Source organism: Lentzea sp. NPDC059081 (assembly GCF_042738015.1).
Taxonomy (GTDB): Bacteria; Actinomycetota; Actinomycetes; order Mycobacteriales; family Pseudonocardiaceae; genus Lentzea.
Genome location: NZ_JBHYGW010000008.1, coordinates 44,099 through 61,467 on the forward strand (window position 1 = coordinate 44,099; position 17,369 = coordinate 61,467).

Here is a 17,369-nt window from a genome sequence, read left to right on the forward strand (position 1 = left end):
GAGACAGGCGGAACAGGGAGTTGGGCTCAGTGGTTCTTTTTTTTTTTTTCCCCTCCCTTCCCCTCCCCCCCCCGTCTTTTTCCCCCCTCCTCGCCAGGGTGCGCCGTGCGAGCCGACATCACACCCGCCGCAACCTGAACGGCCCAATTCAGACATCAGGCCCTGCGAATATGACTTCGGACTTCATCGACCGCTCCTTTTCGTGGTCTAGATCATCTTTCTCGTATGTGCGACGAAGGAAAGCAATTCTTTCTTGATTTGGAATATCTTCGTTCTCGTCACCCTGAGCTTCGAAGGCCTCTAGTCTCGGTTTCCGCCTTGAAAGCAGCCCGGTTCTTCCGGGACGCGAGTCCGTTTTCGACTCGAGGGGGAATGTGAAACCGGAAGAGGACTACGAGGTCCTTCTCGACGAGCACCGGGCGCTTCTGGCCCGGGTCAGGGCCGGCGGCGGGACACCGGCAGACGGCGCCGGCGGCCAGGAGGTGGCAGGCACTTCCGGTGACGGCGCGGTGCGCGTGGTCATGCGGGATCGCCGGCTCGTCTCGGTCGTCGTGAGCGAGGCGGTGCAGGGGAAGCCCCGCCGCGAGGTCGTGGACCTGTTGCTGGAGGCGATCAACCCCGCGGTGCGGCAGTCGCTGGCGCTCTCCCCGCAGACCGGCGATCCGGGACCGGACCTCGCGGCCGTCGGCACCGGGCTGGCGGAGGCCGCCCAGGAGGGCGGGCAGGCGCTGCGGCGGATCCAGGACGCGGTGGAGCAGTCGATGGCGAAACTGGCCGGCAAGGCCGAGGTCCGCGGTGACGCGTCACCCCAGTACGTCGACTTCCTCTTCGACGAGGCGCTGGAGGTGGTGCGGTCCATGCGCGCCGCGCTCGGCAGTGACGCCTCGGCGCCGGTCACCGGTGAGGGGCGGGACGAGGCGAACGAGGTCGTCGTCGCCGTGTGCCGGGGAGAACTGAGCCAGGTGGCGCTGAGCGGTTTCGCGTTGCAGATGTCGCCGGGCGAGTTCGGGCGTGCCGTCCAGCAAGCGGTCAACGACGCGCTGACGGACTGGGAACGGCGCAGCGCGGAGGCGACGCGGCCACCACTGGATCCGGAGGCGCTGCGACAGCTGGCGGAGCGGGCCGGTGCCGTACGCCGGCAGAGCATGGAGCACTTGACCACCTACACGAACAGCATGACCTCGATCATGCGCAACGTGGACCAGCGGTGAGGGGGCTGCGCGGTGTCAGGGGGATTCACCGTTGATCCGGAGGAAGTGGGCAGGGCGGCCGGCAACCTGCAGGGGGCGGGACAGGCGCTCGCCGGTGCGGTCGACCAGTTCCAGTCGCAGGCCGCGGCGCTGGCCGACGCCTTCGGCGACGACGACCTCGGCTCGGTCCTCGGGATGATCTACGAGGTCGCCTCCGAGGCGGCGTTCGAGAGCTTCCAGGACAACGCGGACGGCCTGCAGGAGATCGGTCACACGCTGCGGGAGATGGCCGAGCACTACGCCGAGGTCGAGTCGGCGAGCCTGGAGTCGTTCCAGCAGGTGCTGGGAGGGCTGTCGTGACGAGCGGAGTCATGCTGCCACCCGAACTGGCCGGGCTGCTCACCACCCTCGGCTTCAACTGGCCGCTCAGCGACGAGGGCAAGCTCTTCGACCTCGCCGGGCAGTGGTCCTCGTTCGCCGACCGGCTGGGACCCGCCGCCGCCGAGGCCGACGGTCACGCCCAGCAGGTGCTCGGCGCCAACTCCGGTGCCGCGGTGGAGAAGTTCGGGGCGTTCTGGTCCGACGGCGAGGCGCCGAAGCAGAACCTCGACGACGGCGCGACGGCCGCCACGCTGATCGGGACCGGCCTCTACGTGTGCGCCGGCGTGGTGGTGGCCCTGAAGATCGCCGTGGTGGTGCAACTGACCATGCTCGCGGTCGAGATCGCGCAGGCCATCGCCACCGCCGTACCGACGGCGGGCGCCTCCCTGCTCGAGATCCCGGTCTTCAAGAAGATCACCGACATGCTGCTGGACCTGGCGTTGGACCAGGCCATCAACGCGGTGCTCAATGGGTAGGCGCAGGAGTGGGAAGGCGGCCAAAGCCGGCGCCGGCATCCTGAAGCCCGCCCTGACGAGGCTGCGCACGTCGAAACGGCCCGCCGCCGCGGCGGCGGTGAAGTCGGCGGCGAAGAAGGCCGCGAAACCCAAGCCGGTGCCGGGAGCGTGGCTCACCAAGCTCAGCGCGAAGGACAAGAAGAGCTACGCCAAACTCAAGGACGCCGTGAGCGCGTCCCGCAACCGCACACCCGCCCAGATCCGCGCCAGCCTCTCGCGCAGCCAGCTCAGCAAGGGCAAGCGGGAACCCTACCTGCGCTCCATGTTCGTGGGCTCGGACATCGAGAAGGACGCCGCCCGCCGCGTGCGCCGGGACACGAACATCACCCATCTCGGTACGAGTCAACCCGGCAAAGCGGTACCGGACTTCGAGATCGGCGGACAGCACAACGTGGATGTCACCGGTGGCAGCGCGTCGTCGTTGAGAACGCACATGAACAGGCCGTACTACAGTCACCCGGACCAGATATTGACCTACCCGTCGCTGCCCGCCTCCACGCTCAACGCCATCTTCCGGTAGGAACCATGCACAAGCACGAAAAAGAGGAACTCGAGTACCGCAAGATCATCGAGTCGCCGGCGACGATCGCGGACCTCGACTTCGAGCGGTGCTCCTTCGCCGGGGGAGTGGTCATGCCGCCGGCCGACGACCCGGCCTACGAGCTGGTCGTCCGCAACGTCGTCCTGCGCAGGTGCAAGGCGGGCAACGTGGAGCTGTACGGCGTGCGGTTCGAGGACGTCACGGTCGACACCCTGAGCCACCCCAAACCCGTCGAGATCGAAGCGTGCGTCTGCTCGCACGTCGTCCTGCGGGGCAGGGTCGGTGCCGTCCACTTCCGCCCGGCGGTCGACGACGACGCACGCGCGGTGCTGGCCCCGGCAGCCGCCAAACTGTACGAAGACGTCGACTGGGCGCTGGACATCACCGAGGCCGAGTTCAGCGACGCCGAGCTCTGGGACATCCCGGGACACCTGGTGAGACGCGATCCGGAAACCCAGTTCCTCGTCCACCGCGCGGCGGCCGCGGCGGCCGAGATCGACACGCTGTCGATCGACGCGCAGCTCATCGTCGAACGCGCCGCCGAGGCCCCGTACGAGACGAGCGTGGTCGCCGCGCCCACGCGGGCCAAGAGCTTCCGGGAGCAGCTCGACGCCCTCCACGAGCTGCGCGGCCTGGGCATCGCGGAATGACGCGGATGAGCAGGCTTTCCGTCACGTCCACCCCGAGCCGCACAGGAGCGCGATGATCACCGATGTGTTCAGCGCCGGGCCCGACACCCTGCCCGGCTACCGGGCCGCGGGCTTCCCCGACCCGGCGACGTTCGGCTACCGCGCGGTGCGGGCCAGGAGCCTCGACCCGGTGGCGCTCGCGTCGCTGGACGTCCTGCTCTCCGGCGTCGCGTTCGAGACCGCTCTCGACACCGCGTGCACCTCCCCGTCGGACAACCCGAACCTCTACGAGGCCCCGGTGATCACGACCCTGAGCGAACGGGTCGTGCGGTTCCTGCCGTCCGTCGACGAGAGCAGCCTCGACCAGCTGGCCGCGGACTGGCGGGACGCGCCGGAACTGGCCGATCGCGACCCCGCGGCGCTGAGCTCGTGGCTGCGCCAAGTGTCCGACCTGTGCCGCGCGACCGTGCCGGCGGGGAACCTCCTGTTCGTCTGGAACTGCCTGTGAACGTCACCGAACGCCAGTTCCAAGCCGCCCGGCGACACCGCTGGCTGCAGGCCGCCTACTACCACTACGACGTCGTCGAGACCACGCTCGGCAACCCGGCGATCGCCGGCGACCCCGACATCAGCACCCCCGGCCTCGGCGACGCGGTGCCACTGGACTACCCGGACGCGCTCGTCGGCGGCACCAACCCGGTCTACGTGACGCCGGAGACCGAGACCAGCGAACGCGCCCACCTCAGCCGGCCAGGGGTGACCGATCCCGATCAGCTGATCACCTATGCCCCGGCCACCGACGAGGTCCTGGCGGAAACCTTCCAGTGACCCACAAGTGTTGCGGGGCAACGCTCATGGGTGACCCACCGCAGTGGACTCGTCTTCGGCGATGTGCTCACGGGCGGAGCTGCTGCGCGTCGGGGTCAGCAGGTGGACACGGCTCCTGGGACACTGGACGCCTGACCACCGGCTAGACCAGGAGTGCATTGTGCAGCAGGGAACCGTCCGCTGGTACGACCTCGAGCGCGGCTTCGGCTTCCTCGCCCCCGACGACGGCAGCGACGACATCTTCGTGCACGTCTCCCAGGTGCGAGGTGAGGGCGCGGCGCGGGCGCTGCGTGAGGGGCAGACGGTGGAGTTCGAGCCCGGTGAGGGACCCCGCGGTCCGCAGGCGCTGGACGTCGCCGTCATCGGGGACGTCTCGCCCGGTGCGACCCTGGGCGTGCTCGCCACCGTCTCCTGGTACGAGCCGTCCAAGGGCTACGGGTTCGCCGTGCCGGACGGCGGGGGTGCCGAGGTGTTCGTGCACTCCTCCGCCATCGTCACCGGGGGCGTGCTCGCGGCCGAGCAGCGGGTGGCCTTCGTCGTCATCGCGGGGGAGAAGGGGCCGCAGGCCCAGCACGTGGTGCCGCTGAGCTTCGACGCCGGAGTCCGCCGAGCGCCCCTGGTCGCGGCCGGTGACGGTGCTGACGGCTCCGTGCTGTGGTTCGACGAGGAGAAGTCGTTCGGTTTCGTGGCCGCCGACGACGGGGCGGGCGACGTGTTCCTGCACGTGCGCGCACTGGTCGACGACCGGTATCTGCCGGTCGAGGGTGACCGGGTCTCGTTCGCCACGGTCACCGTGGACCAGGGTCGTCAGGCGCGGGACGTGCGGTTCGTGGCCGCCGGTGAGCCGGTGGAGGCCGCCGCGACCACCGGCCAGGCCCGTCCGGCCGCCCGATCCGCGGCCCGTGCCGGCGACGGCACGGTGGCCCGCTACGACGCCGACCGCGGCTTCGGTTTCATCACCCCCGACGCGGGCGGGCCCGACCTGTTCGTGCACGTCTCGGTGGTCTCCGGCGAGCCCCTGGTGGCCGGCGAGCGGGTGCGGTTCCGCATCCGGCAGAGCGACCGGAGCCCGCAGGCCGACGCCGTCGAGCACGCCTGACCGCCCGGTGGCCGTAGCTCCCCCCTTCCCAGTAGCGTCGGCACGTGCCAGAAGAGGGTGAGGTCATCGCCGAGCGGTACCGGCTGGTGTCGCTGATCGGGCAAGGATCCATGGGCGTGGTCTGGCAGGCGCGCGACGAGCAGTCGGGTCGCGTGGTCGCCGTCAAACTGCTCAGCACGGACCGGCGGTCCCCGGACGCGGTGGCGCAGATGCTGCGCGAGGGCCGGGTGGCCGGGCGGCTGCGGCACCCGCACGCGATCCGCGTGCACGAGGTCGTCGAGCACGACGGCAAGCCCTGCCTGGTGCTGGAGTACCTGCCCTCCCGCAGCCTCGCGGCGCTGATCGCCGAACGGGGCGCGCTGCCGCCGGGCGTGGTCGCGGCCGTGGGCAGGCAGGTCGCCGCCGCGCTGGCGGCGGCGCACGCCGAGGGCATCGTGCACCGGGACGTCACGACGTTCAACGTCCTGCTGGCCGAGGACGGCATCGCGAAGATCACCGACTTCGGCATCGCCCGCGCGGTCGGCGAGGGCACGGTGACCGACGCCCGCTTGATCGTCGGCACACCGGCCTTCCTGGCGCCGGAGGTGGCCGCGGGCGAGGCGGCGACGTTCGCCTCGGACGTGTTCTCGCTCGGCGCGACCCTCTACGCGGCGCTGGAGGGCACGCCGCCGTTCGGTGTGGACGACAACCCCTACGCGCTCCTGCAACGCGCGGTCCGGGGAGAGTTCGAGCCGCCACGGGTGGGTGGCCCGCTCGGCGAGGTGCTCCTGCGCCTCTTGCAGCGTGACGCGGCCCGGCGCCCGACGATGGCCGAGGCCCAGAAGCTGCTCGCGGCGGTCGCGGAGGGACTGCCGCTGCCCGCCGCGCCCCCGACGAGCGGGACGCGGATGCTGCCCGTCCGCCGCCCCCTGCCACTCCGGGCGATCGCGATGGTCGCCGGTGCCGCCGTCCTGGTCGCCGCCGGTGTCGTGATCGGCACCGTCCTGCGGGGCGACCGGCCCAGCAGCAGCGCCCAGACCAACCCCACCACGACGACGACCACGGCCACGAGCGCCTGCGACGCCCGTTACGAGGTGACCAACTCGTGGCCGGGCGGCTACCAGGTCGAGGTGACCGTGCGCAACACCAGCGCAGGCGGCCTGACCGGCTGGACCATCACGTGGCAGCCGGCCGCGGGTCACACCATCGGCTCTCTGTGGAACGGCACCCTGACCCAGAACGCGACCGCGGTGACCGTCACCAACGCCGGCTACAACGCCGTGCTCGCTGCCGGGGGAACCACCTCGTTCGGGTTCGTCGCCGCCGGCCCGGAACCCGCCCGTCCGGCCGTGGCCTGCTCCACCGCCAACTGAACGCCGGCTCGCCGGTCACCGGAAGCGAGGCGATGCCTCAGCTCCGGTACCGCCGAGCACCGCTCATCACGCCGGGCGTTCGCGCTCACAGCGTCGCTGGCGTCTCGACCACTGCCATCACGGCACTCGGCGCGGGCGCGAAAAGCCGCTGTCGACGCCGGCGTCGCGCATGCCTTTCCCCAGTAGGACGAAGAAGGCTGCCAATTCACTCGAAGGTGTGAGCGATTCGATGGCCGCGGCCGATCATCAGCACTCCGCGCAGTTCGCCGTCCGCGATGACGGGGCCGGCCACGGCAGGACCGACGTCGGACGACCTCGCGGCCTGCTCCGACTGCTCGTCCAGCACCACGTCGTCGATGGCGACCGCACCCCCTGCGTCGACGGCCGGAGCCGACACCGACCCCTCCAGCGGAAGCAGCCTGTCCTCCTATTCACGGAGTTCGCCCGCGGCGACGGCGATGCGCAACCACCCCTCCTGCTCCGCGGGGACCGTGAGCGCGGCGGTGGCCGCACCAGCGCTCAACCGTGCGCATTCCACCAGCTCGCGGACCAGATTCGCTGGGGCACGCAGCGGATGCCGATGTGCGACCAGGAATGCGAGCCGCTGACGCCAGTCGCTGTCCGCACACGTGCAACAAGAATGATCCCGCAAGGATGAATCGGATGTCACAGCGCTGTCCTGTCTGCGAAATCGCGACCCATGGCCGGCTTGTGGGACCGACCACGGTGGTTGACCACATCAAAATCAGGATAATCACGCCGATGGCAGATGACGACAAGTGGTCTCCGGCGAGGTGCCCCGATCGCCTGCGGCCAGACCGGTGCTCGGCTGGTAGACGGCTCGCGGCCTCCGGTGCACTCGCTGGAGTGAAATTTGCTCCCGCACCTTTTCGGGGGGCTGGATCGCACTGTGCAGCTGAATTATCGATTTTCTTTTCGTGTGGAATACCGGCACGTGCACGGGGGAATCTGCGAAGGGCGTGCGGGCATGCCGGATCGGAGCGCGACGAGCTCGTCGGTGACTTTCGCGCCACGGGCCGCCGGTATTCGTCGACGACGCCCGGCCGGGTGACGCGGATCGTCACCGGTCGTCGCCACGACGTCATCGAGCTGGTCCGTCTGACTGCCCGAGGACCTGACCGACTGGCTGCGGGCTTGGCTGGGACCCTCTGCCCACCGCCATGTCCGTTGCCTCGCTGAACTGCGCGGTGCCGGGCTGCTGGACCTGTCCGCCGCCCTGGTCCAGTCCACCCACCGCGTGTCCACACCGTACGACGCACCGCAAACCAGGTTGGTCCCGCGACCGCCGACCGAGTTCGTGATGCCCCTGGGAGACAGGGGCGATCCGGAGCAACGCCGGCTCGAAATGCGGCAAGGGCGTCGCAGCGATTCTCGCCCGTTGCTCTGGGACCAGACTCCTCTGCGAGCAGCTCGACGTGCCTGGACGTGGTTGTCGGCACGTGCGGGTTCACCTCGGCGCGAGCAACCCGTAGTTGCCGTCGTGGCGGTGGTAGAGCACCGTGCCCCGCCCGGTGGTCGCGTCCCGGTAGAACAGGAACGGGTACTCGGTGTCCGTGAGGCGGTGCACGGCCTGCTCGAGGGACAGAGCCGGGGTCGGGTGCGGCTGGAACGTCAGGGGCAGGCGCGGGGGTGTGGCGGGCGGCCCCGGCGAGACCACGCGGGCCAGGCGGTACCCGGTGGGCCCGACTCGGTAGACCACGCTGTCCTGCCCGCTGCCGGCGTCGACGAACAGGTGCACGTCGAAGTCCAGCAGATCCATCGTGAGTGCCGCGTCGTCCGGGGAGCAGCGGGCCGGCCTCACCTCCTTGCGGCGCACGACCTCCGGGTGCCGGGCCGACGTCCAGAGGCGTCCCCGGCGGCCGGGCTCCGGCCACCGCCGGGGACGCCAGGGCTCGGCCAGGCGCGCGACCTGCTCGCCGAGTCGTGCGCTCACCTGGCTGCCCGCCTCCCGCAGGAAGGCGGCACCAACCTGCGCGCGGACATCCCGCCCGCCGGCTTCGGCGTTCACCTGGGCCACCGCCGGCCACGCCGCGGCCGGTGAGGTCGCGGCGGTCAACCTGACCCGCGCCGCGGAACACCGGCCCGCGAGCCGGTGGATGACCGAGGCGACCTGCCGGCGGACGAGCTCCTGCTCGTCCTCGGCCACCTCGCCCGTCGTGGTGATCGCGATGTCCTCCGGTGAAGCCACCTGCCGGCTCACTCGACCCTCCTCGTTCCAGCCGAACAACGCGATCATCGTCTGACCGCCGTCTGCCGGGCAGCAGGGCCGAACGTCCCTACCCGATGCCCGCCGAGGTCTCTTGATCCGGACGGCGCCGAGGCGGTCGTCATCACCGCCGGACGACCGGAGCCGCCTCGCCGAGCACCACCCGCTCGGTCCGATGCCGTCCCGCTCGTGGGTGCCGGGTCCGCCGTCGACACCGGGCGCGCTCCGCAGCACCGCGCCGGGACGAGCCCTGTCACCGTGCTGCGGCGGAGGCCTTCCTGCGCCGGTTCGAGACGTGCCGGTGCGAGCCCAGGACGGCGTGCAGCACGCCGATCCCGGTGACGAAGCCGAAGTCGTACCAGTTGCCGTTGTTGCGGACCTCGTAAATGCTCACTTGGTCGGTGAACAACGACACCACGAACGTGACCGGATAGCTGAACCCGTGCCACACGCCCTTCCAGAAACCAGCGACCGGCACACCCTCCACAGAGGACACCATGTTCGGTCCGGCCGCACACGCCGCGACCACCAGAACCACTGCCGCGAGAAGCAACCACAGCTTCGACCTCGTCATGGCGAGCACCCCGTCCCGAGTTCCCGCCGCCCGAGCGGTCCGCCTGCCACGGCTCCGCACGGCCGGCTTCGTCCTGTCAGCGTGGTGCTCGCCCGCACGGCGGGACAGGGCCCCAGGTCCTCGTCCGCAGGGGCGCTCCTGCACGGGGCCTGGCCGTTGAAGGCGCACAATCGACGCCGGCTCCTCGAGCTCGTGGCTCGGCGGCACCGTCCTGCTGCACAGCGGGATGCACGTCCTGTGCGACCGCACGACCGCCGGGCCGCTCCTCGATCCGGAATCAGGCCGCTCATCGTTCGCGAGGCGTCGTTGTCGATGCGGGTGGCCTCATTCCACGCGCAAAAGAATCCCGTGGAATGAGGTCACTTCTCGTGAGGACCTTGGGCTCTGCTCCTGCCGTGACGGGCGATTCTAGGGTGTCGGCAATGCAGCGGAATGTCGGGGAGAAAAGGGGCTGCCTGACATGGGCCCTGCTGATCGATCATCGGACGACAGGTTCGCCGGGCGGGACCTTTCCGGTCGTCGGATCGGTGTGGAGGACGTGGCAGAGGTCGAGATGGCGACCGATGACGTCCGCACCTCGGACTACCGCGACGGAGGAGGCTGCGTCGGAATCGCGCTCAACACCCTGCTCGACGCCGGCGCCAGCCTGCTCCTGTGCGATGTGCGGGACGATCTGCGTCCGCGCCTGCTCAGCGCGGTCGCCGACGTGCACAACATCGCGGGCTGGGTCGAGTTCGACCGGGGCCTGACCAACTCGGCCCTGGGGCACCTGAGCCGGGCCCGTGAGCTCGCCGGAGCGGCGGGGAACGCGGACCTCCTGTCGAACGTCGCCTACAGGACGGGCCGGGTGCACCTGCACAACGGAAATCCGCGGTCCGCACTGGACTCGTTCGACCGAGGGTGCTCCGTGCTGTCCCGCAGCCGGCAGTTCCACGCTCAGAGCATCCTGCTCGCGAACTCCGCCTGGGCCTACGCCTGCACGGGGGACGTCGAGTCGGCACAGGACTGCATCTCCGGCGCGAGGGACTTCTTCGGGCTCGCGGAGACCAGCCAGGTGTCGGCCTGGTCGTGGTTCTTCGACGAGGTGGACCTGTCCGCCGTCACCGGTCTTGTGTGGATGGAGCTCGCCCGCGCGGCAGATCCGAAGTACGCGGCGTTCGCGATTCCGGCGCTCGAGCGCGCCTGCGCCGACTACCCGGACGAGATGCGCCGAAGCCGCGTGTTCGCCCTCATCGCGAGCGCCGTCAGCCACCTGCGGAACGGGGAGATCGGCCTCGCATTCGAACGCGCCTCGGTAGCCCTCGACCTGTCCGCGAGCGTCGCGTCGACGCGGGTCACGGACCGGTTCCGCCCCTTGCTCGCCGAGTTCGCCGCGGTGCCCGTGCGGCGCAGGAACGAGGACGTCCGCGACCTGATCGGCCGGCTGACCGCGACGGCCGGGGGAGAGCTCGGCGGACGACCGGCCGACCGCCAAGGTGTGTCGACGGACGGCCGTGATGTCTGACGGCACCTCCGTCGCCTTCAGGCGGGAGACGAGCGGCCTCGCCATCGCGGCAGCGGCCTGCCTCGCCGTGCTGCCCGGTCTTCTGGCGCGACACCAGTTCTACGGGGCCGTCCTGCCTCTGTGGCCGTCAAGCGGCATCGCACTGGCGGCCGCCCTGCTGTGGTGGCGCGCGTGGCCGCTCGTCCTGCTGGCTCTCGTCACGGCGAACCTCGCACTGGGTCGTCCCGTCGTGCTCTCCGCCGCCGAAGCGTTGACCGAGACCGCGGGCGCGATGCTCACGGGATTCGCGCTGACACGTCTCGGTCTGCACACGTCGTTGCGCAGGGCACGCGACGCCGTGCTCCTCGTGTTGCCGGGTGCTGTGGTGGGCACCGTTCCCGCCGCCCTGGTGGGGAGCACGGCCGCGCGATGGCTCGACCCGGCCGCCGCGGCGTCGTGGCTCTCTTGGTGGGTCGGTGACGTGCTCGGTGTGCTCGTCTTCACCCCCTTGATCCTGGCCACCTGCGAGTTCGTGCACCGGCACGGGCAGCGCGGGTTCCGCTCCTGGATCGACGCCGTCGCCCTCGGGGCTCCCGTCGACGCCGGAACAGTGGTCGTCTGCTGCGCCTTCACTGCAGCGGCGGTCGCAATCGGCGGGCTTCCGTCGCTGCTCGTCCTGCTCCCGTTGAACATCTGGGCGGCGTGGCGGCTCGAGTACGTCGTCACAGCGTGGTGCGTGCTGTTGTCGGCCGTCGGAGCGATCATCGCCCACGCACGTGGCACAGGTGCCTTCGCCCACCTCGGCACGACGCAGAACTTGGCATCGCTGGGAACATCCGGCGTCTCGCTGGTCCTCACCACGTTGCTGCTGACCGTCGCGGCCCGCGAGCGGCGCAGGGCACTGGACAAGGCCGCGAGGACCGGTGTGGACCTCGACCAGCGGATCCGCCTGGAAACGACGGAACTCGCCGGCGCTGTGCGGCGGCTCGAGCAGCGTGAGGACCTGCTCACCCGTGCGCAGGAGATCGGGCACATCGGGAGCGCGGAGATCGACCTGGTCACGGGAGCGGCGACGTGCAGCGCGGAGATGCTGCGGCTGCACGGCCTCGACGAATGGCAGGACGGAGCCGGCCACGAGTTCCTGCTGCGACAGCTGCAGCCTGCCGACGTGGAGGCGGTGCTGGCCGCCCACCGGCGTGCCCTGCGCACACACGGGCGGGCGGACGTGGAGCATCGGCTCGACGTGGCAGACGGCAGCGTGCGATGGCTGCACCGCAGGATCGCCGTCGTGCTGGACACCGCCGGTGATCCGGTACGGCTGGTGGAGACCGCGCAGGACATCACGGCGGCTCGCGCGGCGCTGCGGCAGGCGCGCAACAGCGAGCAGAGGACGCAGACGTTGCTGGACTGCGTCCCCGACGCGATCGTCGGCATCACCGCTCGAGGGCACATCTCCCTGACCAACGCCCCGGCGCGGGAACTGTTCGGCTACTCCGAGCAGGAGATGCAGGGGCAGCCGGTCGAGTTCCTCCTCCCGCACCGGCTGCGGGACCGCCACGAGGAACACCGCGACGGCTACCTGTCGCACTCACCCCCGGTCGCCAGACCCATGGGCGTCGGCCACGCCCTGGTGGGCATGCGCAAGAGCGGCTCCGAGTTCCCGGTCGACGTGTCCCTGCGTCCTCTGACGGGATCGGGCGCCGAACTGGGCCAGGCCGTCGTCGTCGCCGCCATCCGCGACGTGACCGAGCGCAAACGCGCCGACGACGCCATGCGAGAGCTCGACCAGGCGCGCGGGCACCGCAAGCAGGCGCTGGAGATCAACGACAACATCATCCAGGGACTGGTCGCGTCCCTGTACACGTTCGAGCGCGACGACGGTGCCCACGCGATCGACACCGTGCACCGCACGCTTGATGCCGCGCGCGCGATGATGCGCAACCTGCTGTCCGGCAGTTCGAGCATCGAAGCCGGCGACCTCGCCCGCCAGTCGGCAGCCGGGCTGCCCCGCGCCGCCGAACATCCACCCGAACACGTCGCGAGGACCGAGGAGGCCGACCGCGTCGACAAGATCACCGTCGTGCTCGCCGACGACAGCCCCGAGGTGCGGCTGGCCCTGCGGCTCGCGCTCGACGCCATCGACCGCGTGATCGTGGTGGGCGAGGCCGGCAACGGTCTCGACGCCATCTTCGTCACGGCCGAGACCAGCCCGGACCTCGTCCTGCTCGACCTCGCCATGCCGACGCTCGACGGCCTGCAGGCCCTGCCTCAGATCCGCGCGGCATGTCCCAGCGCGAAGATCGTGGTGCTGTCCGGGTACGGAACCGACCAGGTGGCACGACAGGCTCTGGAGCTCGGAGCCACGACCTACGTCGAGAAAGGAGGTTCACTGCGCAACCTGGCCGGCATGCTGCGGCGCCTGTTCCCGAACACCGGCTTCAGCCCGGCTCCACCGCCCGCGGACCCGGCGGACGAGCCGTTCCGCACCGCGGCGCCACAGCGGTTCGACCGGACGGCCGGCCAGAGCGAGATCGTCACCGCGTGCGCGCACGAGCTGAGAAACCCGATCACCGCCGCCGCCGGCCTGAACCAGCTCCTGGCCGAGCGGATCGGCCGGCTTCCTTCCGCCGCGGTGCGCGAGCTGATCGAGGCGATCGGACGCAACCTCGGCCAGCTCGACCGGCTGGTCACCGCGATGTCGGACGCCCAGCGCGCCAGCGCGGGAAACCTCGACCTCGTGCTGGAACGCCGTGACATGTGCGCCCTCACCCGCACCGTCATCGCGGAGCTGCGGCAGCTGACCGCCGACAACCCGGTCACGATCACCGGTCCGGACGAGGTGTCGGCGGCCGTCGACCCGTTCCGCTACCGTCAGATGCTCACGAACCTGCTGTCCAACTCGGTCAAGGCGAGCCCCCGCACCGCCCCGATCACCATCACGATCGGCGAACGGGACCAGATGGTCGTCGTGGCGGTGGCCGACCGGGGCGCCGGCATCGACCAGGAGCAGCAAGCCGCGCTGTTCACCAAGTACGGCAGGACGAGACGCGCAGGTCACGGACTCGGGCTGGGGCTCTACCTCAGCCGAGAGATCGCCCGCGCGCACGGCGGGGACATCGTCCTCGACGAGTCGGGCCCGAACGGATCGACCTTCAGCGTGCACCTGCCGCTCGTCCGCACGGCACTGGACGACTGAGCACGACCGCTGCGCGGGACGACGGAGGTCGTTCCTGACAATAGATTTAACCGGATTTGCCACGTCGACAGGGCGGAGCCAGTATGTTCTCGCCGCCGGCCACCATGGGCAGTTCGTGTGTTCATGCGCTGTTGGGCGGCTCAAGCCCGGAATAAAGTGGACAGTCCGCACGATTCAAAATTTACCGCTGGTTTGTGTCGACTGAGGTGAGTGGGCCTCGTGGTGAACTGGCATGGCGAATTCCGGTCCGGGAATCAGGCGCATTTTCAGGGATCTACCGCATCGGCAGTGGTCGAAAACCCTCGCGGCGGAGTCGTCCACAGGCGTCCTCGTATCCACTCGACCTGCGCGAACGTGGATCCTGGGATTGCGTCAGGACTTGCCCTGATCACGTGAAAAGGGCGGGTCCCCGCAGAATCTGCGGGGACCCGCCCTTTCGTCGAAGCGCGCTCTGCTTGAACGCGTCTTTGACCTTCTCGACCGCTTCCTTCAGGTGGCCCCTGGACTGCTCAGCCTGACCTTCGGCGCGCAGTCCCGGGTCATCGGTGGCGTTGCCGCCCGAATCCCAGGTGTGAACGTCCTACGTCCGGTTGCCCAGGGGTGCGTCGGTCGAAACGTGATCAGGCTTTCCCCTGCATGCTTTCGCGAGCCGGATTCGCCTGCTTTTCCGCCTTCGGGTCCTTCTCGTCCTGCTTCGCCCGAACGCCTTCCTCGACGCGCTTGCCGATCTCGGCGTCGACGTTGCGCCAGTACTCGAAGGCCCGCCCGAGAACCGGCTCGGACACGCCGTTGAGCAGGTGTCCCACGACGTTGTCGACCAGCCTCGCCCGCGCGCCGTCGTCGAGCACCTCGCGGACCATGGTGCGGGCCTGACCCCAGTCGTCGTCCTCGGCGTGGGCGACGTAGGCGGATCGCACCATGTCACCCTGCGCGCCCCACCCGGCAGTGGGGCCGTACCGCTCGGCGTCTGCCTGCGGTCCGCCCTTGGAGTTCGGCGCGTACACCGGGTCGGAGACGGTGGTGAACCGCATCGCCCCGTCCTTGCTGTAGCTGTGCACGGGCGACTTGGAGGCGTTCACGGGCAGCTGCTTGTAGTTGACGCCGATGCGGTAGCGGTGCGCGTCGGCGTAGGCGAAGAGCCGGCCGAGCAGCATGCGGTCCGGGCTGGCGCCGATGCCGGGCACCAGGTTGTTCGGCTCGAACGCGGCCTGCTCGATCTCGGTGTGGTGGTCGGTGGGGTTGCGGTCCAGCGTCAGCCGCCCCACCTCGGTGAGCGGGTAGTCGGCGTGCGGCCACACCTTCGTGAGGTCGAACGGGTTGAACCGGTAGCCCTCGGCCTCGTCGAACGGCATCACCTGGACGAACATGGTCCAGCTCGGGTGCTCGTCGCGCGCAATCGACTCGAACAGGTCGCGCGTGTGGTAGTCGGTGTCCGCGGAGGCGAGCTGGTCGGCCTCGTCCTGGGTGAAGAACTCCACGCCCTGGTCGGTCTTGAAGTGGTACTTGACCCAGAACCGCTCACCGGCGGCGTTGACCCACATGTAGGTGTGGGAGCTGTAGCCGTTCATGTGGCGCCACGTGCGCGGGATCCCGCGGTCTCCCATCAGCCAGGTGACCTGGTGAGCGGACTCGGGGGAGAGCGTCCAGAAGTCCCACTGCATGTCGTGGTCGCGCAGGTTGTTGTCCGCGCGGCGCTTCTGCGACCGGATGAAGTGCTGGAACTTCATGGGGTCCTTGATGAAGAAGACCGGCGTGTTGTTGCCGACCATGTCGTACACGCCCTCGGTCGTGTAGAACTTCACCGCGAAACCGCGGGGGTCCCGCCAGGTGTCGGGGCTGCCGCGCTCGCCGGCCACGGTGGAGAACCGCGCCAGCACCTCGGTCGTGGTGTCGGGCTGGAACACCGCGGCCCGCGTGAACCGCGAGACGTCCGCGGTCACCTCGAACCGGCCGAACGCGCCGCTGCCCTTGGCGTGCGGCTGGCGCTCCGGAATCCGCTCGCGGTTGAACTGCGCCATCTGCTCGATGAGGTAGTGGTCCTGCAACACGATCGGGCCCGCGGGACCGATCGTCAACGAGTGCTCGTCGCTCTCCACCGGGATGCCGGAGTCGTTGGTCGTGGCGGGGTGGTCGGCCATCTGTTCCTCTCAACGGGAATTCGGGAACGCCTGCGGGCAGGCGACCGTGCGCGATGGGTCGGCCCCCTGCGGGAGCGCGCAAACATGTCGCCGGCGGACGCGGTCCGCTTCGTCGCTGCTCCTTCCGGTCCGAACCTCCTCACGATGCCCGGTCCGGCACTCACCCGCACTCCGGCGCCACCTCGGCCGAGGCGGCCGGCGCCCTGGGCTTCGTCGCCCACGAGGGTCACGGATTCCGGAGGGACTCGATGAGCGCTCTGGCGACGTCGCGGAGCTTGACGTTCGAGTGCTGCGACCGCTGGACCAGCATGGTGAACGCGGCTTCCGCGGAGCAGGAGTGGACGGCCATCAGCACGCCTTTCGCCTGTTCGATCGTCGCGCGCGAGCGGATCGCCCGCTCCATGATCTGCAGCTGGTCGAGGGAACGTTGCCGGCGCTGGGCGTTGGCGATGACGGCCGACGCGGCTGTGGTGAACAGCTGCATCAGGCTCTCGTCGAAGGGGTCGAACGCGGCGGCGGTACGGCTGTAGATGTTGAGCGTTCCGGTCCGCGGTGCGCCGGAGGGGCCTGCGGCGTGCAGGATGACGGGAACCGACAGGTATGCGCTCAGGTTGGTCTCGCACAACGCGACCTGGAACTCCGGCCACTCCTCGGAGTGCTCGCCCGCGGTCGCGCGCACGGGCTTGAAGGTGCGCGCCGCGTCGAGGCAGGGCCCGCGGCGAGCGTGGTACTGGGCTTCGTCGATCCGGACGAGTCGCTGGTCCGTCGCGGTCGCGGTGCTCGGCCGACCGGGAGCGACGATGGAGATGGTCACGCCGTCGGCGTGGGGGATCACTGTGGTGGCGGTGTCCGCGAGCCGCCACAGTGCGGAATCGAGAGGTTCAGCGCCGGAGAACGTGTCGCGCAGGACCACCAGTGCGTTGGTGACTTCGTCCAGCCGTGTCAGCGGGTCCTGGCGGTCGTCGCGCGCTTGCCCGGGTGCTGAAGTCGTGGAGTCGTGCATGCCGCGGTGCTCTTTCGGGCCGGAGGTGGAGATCCACGGCGTTCTGCTTGCTGCGTGGCAGCAGAGCGTACGGCGATCGAAGTCCCCTGGCTCAGAGCCCTTCGACTCTGTTCACCAGGGCAATGGGCCATCCGTGAACCGCGGCCGGGCGGATGTGCCTCTGCACGGCGAGCAGGGAGAGCACTCGCGCTCCGCGTTCCATGATCTCGACGC

The 17,369-nt window shown here is 69.9% G+C and carries 16 protein-coding genes and 2 pseudogenes; 12 read left to right on the top strand and 6 right to left on the bottom strand.

The window, feature by feature from the left end; genetic code table 11:
- Nucleotides 1-374 precede the first annotated feature (374 nt).
- The 10 genes and pseudogenes from ACFWV3_RS20000 to ACFWV3_RS20045 all read left to right on the top strand — a co-directional run bounded on the left by ACFWV3_RS20000 (nucleotide 375) and on the right by ACFWV3_RS20045 (nucleotide 6,535).
- The gene (locus ACFWV3_RS20000) at nucleotides 375-1,211 is read left to right on the top strand and encodes a YbaB/EbfC family nucleoid-associated protein (RefSeq protein ID WP_382412882.1); all 837 of its coding nucleotides are present in this window, start codon (nucleotides 375-377) and stop codon (nucleotides 1,209-1,211) included.
- Between the two features lie 12 nt (nucleotides 1,212-1,223).
- Nucleotides 1,224-1,550, top strand: coding sequence for a WXG100 family type VII secretion target (locus ACFWV3_RS20005; RefSeq protein WP_382412883.1), 327 nt, complete (start codon nucleotides 1,224-1,226; stop codon nucleotides 1,548-1,550).
- Nucleotides 1,547-2,047, top strand: a complete 501-nt coding sequence (locus ACFWV3_RS20010) for a hypothetical protein (protein WP_382412884.1) — start codon at nucleotides 1,547-1,549, stop codon at nucleotides 2,045-2,047. Before ACFWV3_RS20005 ends, ACFWV3_RS20010 begins: the two co-directional genes overlap by 4 nt.
- Nucleotides 2,040-2,606 (top strand): hypothetical protein, encoded by a 567-nt coding sequence (locus ACFWV3_RS20015; RefSeq protein WP_382412885.1) that lies wholly within the window; start codon nucleotides 2,040-2,042, stop codon nucleotides 2,604-2,606. The genes ACFWV3_RS20010 and ACFWV3_RS20015 overlap by 8 nt, the downstream gene beginning before the upstream one ends.
- Before the next feature lie 5 nt (nucleotides 2,607-2,611).
- Nucleotides 2,612-3,277, top strand: a complete 666-nt coding sequence (locus tag ACFWV3_RS20020; RefSeq protein ID WP_382412886.1) for a hypothetical protein — start codon at nucleotides 2,612-2,614, stop codon at nucleotides 3,275-3,277.
- Nucleotides 3,278-3,329: 52 nt separating this feature from the next.
- Nucleotides 3,330-3,764, top strand: a complete 435-nt coding sequence (locus ACFWV3_RS20025) for a hypothetical protein (protein ID WP_382412887.1) — start codon at nucleotides 3,330-3,332, stop codon at nucleotides 3,762-3,764.
- Nucleotides 3,761-4,084, top strand: coding sequence for a hypothetical protein (locus ACFWV3_RS20030; protein ID WP_382412888.1), 324 nt, complete (start codon nucleotides 3,761-3,763; stop codon nucleotides 4,082-4,084). Before ACFWV3_RS20025 ends, ACFWV3_RS20030 begins: the two co-directional genes overlap by 4 nt.
- Nucleotides 4,085-4,244: 160 nt before the next feature.
- A pseudogene (locus tag ACFWV3_RS20035) lies at nucleotides 4,245-4,448 on the top strand (cold-shock protein); the annotation flags it as partial.
- Between the two features lie 30 nt (nucleotides 4,449-4,478).
- Entirely contained in the window at nucleotides 4,479-5,183 is a 705-nt protein-coding gene (locus ACFWV3_RS20040; protein WP_382413093.1) for a cold shock domain-containing protein, read from the top strand.
- Nucleotides 5,184-5,227: 44 nt separating this feature from the next.
- Entirely contained in the window at nucleotides 5,228-6,535 is a 1,308-nt protein-coding gene (locus ACFWV3_RS20045; protein ID WP_382412889.1) for a protein kinase, read from the top strand.
- Between the two features lie 205 nt (nucleotides 6,536-6,740).
- On the opposite strand, the gene ACFWV3_RS20050 is transcribed toward ACFWV3_RS20045, so the two are convergent.
- The 3 genes from ACFWV3_RS20050 to ACFWV3_RS20060 all read right to left on the bottom strand — a co-directional run bounded on the left by ACFWV3_RS20050 (nucleotide 6,741) and on the right by ACFWV3_RS20060 (nucleotide 9,336).
- Nucleotides 6,741-6,932, bottom strand: a complete 192-nt coding sequence (locus tag ACFWV3_RS20050) for a hypothetical protein (protein ID WP_382412890.1) — start codon at nucleotides 6,930-6,932, stop codon at nucleotides 6,741-6,743.
- Nucleotides 6,933-8,003: 1,071 nt separating this feature from the next.
- Nucleotides 8,004-8,756 carry a sigma 54 modulation/S30EA ribosomal C-terminal domain-containing protein gene (locus tag ACFWV3_RS20055; protein ID WP_382412891.1) on the bottom strand — a complete coding sequence of 251 codons (753 nt, stop codon included), beginning with the start codon at nucleotides 8,754-8,756 and terminating at the stop codon, nucleotides 8,004-8,006.
- 259 nt (nucleotides 8,757-9,015) lie between these two features.
- Nucleotides 9,016-9,336: a hypothetical protein gene (locus ACFWV3_RS20060; RefSeq protein WP_382412892.1), complete on the bottom strand. Its 321-nt coding sequence runs from the start codon at nucleotides 9,334-9,336 to the stop codon at nucleotides 9,016-9,018.
- 538 nt (nucleotides 9,337-9,874) lie between these two features.
- On the opposite strand from ACFWV3_RS20060, the gene ACFWV3_RS20065 reads away from it, so the two are divergent.
- The gene (locus ACFWV3_RS20065) at nucleotides 9,875-10,840 is read left to right on the top strand and encodes a hypothetical protein (RefSeq protein WP_382412893.1); all 966 of its coding nucleotides are present in this window, start codon (nucleotides 9,875-9,877) and stop codon (nucleotides 10,838-10,840) included.
- Nucleotides 10,833-14,015, top strand: a complete 3,183-nt coding sequence (locus ACFWV3_RS20070) for an MASE1 domain-containing protein (RefSeq protein WP_382412894.1) — start codon at nucleotides 10,833-10,835, stop codon at nucleotides 14,013-14,015. Before ACFWV3_RS20065 ends, ACFWV3_RS20070 begins: the two co-directional genes overlap by 8 nt.
- A 388-nt stretch (nucleotides 14,016-14,403) precedes the next feature.
- Here ACFWV3_RS20070 and ACFWV3_RS20075 read toward each other — a convergent pair.
- From ACFWV3_RS20075 to ACFWV3_RS20085, 3 genes and pseudogenes are all read right to left on the bottom strand, one after another.
- A pseudogene (locus ACFWV3_RS20075) lies at nucleotides 14,404-14,559 on the bottom strand (CsbD family protein); the annotation flags it as partial.
- Between the two features lie 76 nt (nucleotides 14,560-14,635).
- Nucleotides 14,636-16,153 carry a catalase gene (locus tag ACFWV3_RS20080; protein ID WP_382412895.1) on the bottom strand — a complete coding sequence of 506 codons (1,518 nt, stop codon included), beginning with the start codon at nucleotides 16,151-16,153 and terminating at the stop codon, nucleotides 14,636-14,638.
- 226 nt (nucleotides 16,154-16,379) lie between these two features.
- On the bottom strand, nucleotides 16,380-17,156 hold the full coding sequence (locus tag ACFWV3_RS20085; protein WP_382412896.1) for an ANTAR domain-containing protein: 777 nt from the start codon (nucleotides 17,154-17,156) through the stop codon (nucleotides 16,380-16,382).
- Nucleotides 17,157-17,369: the final 213 nt, after the last annotated feature.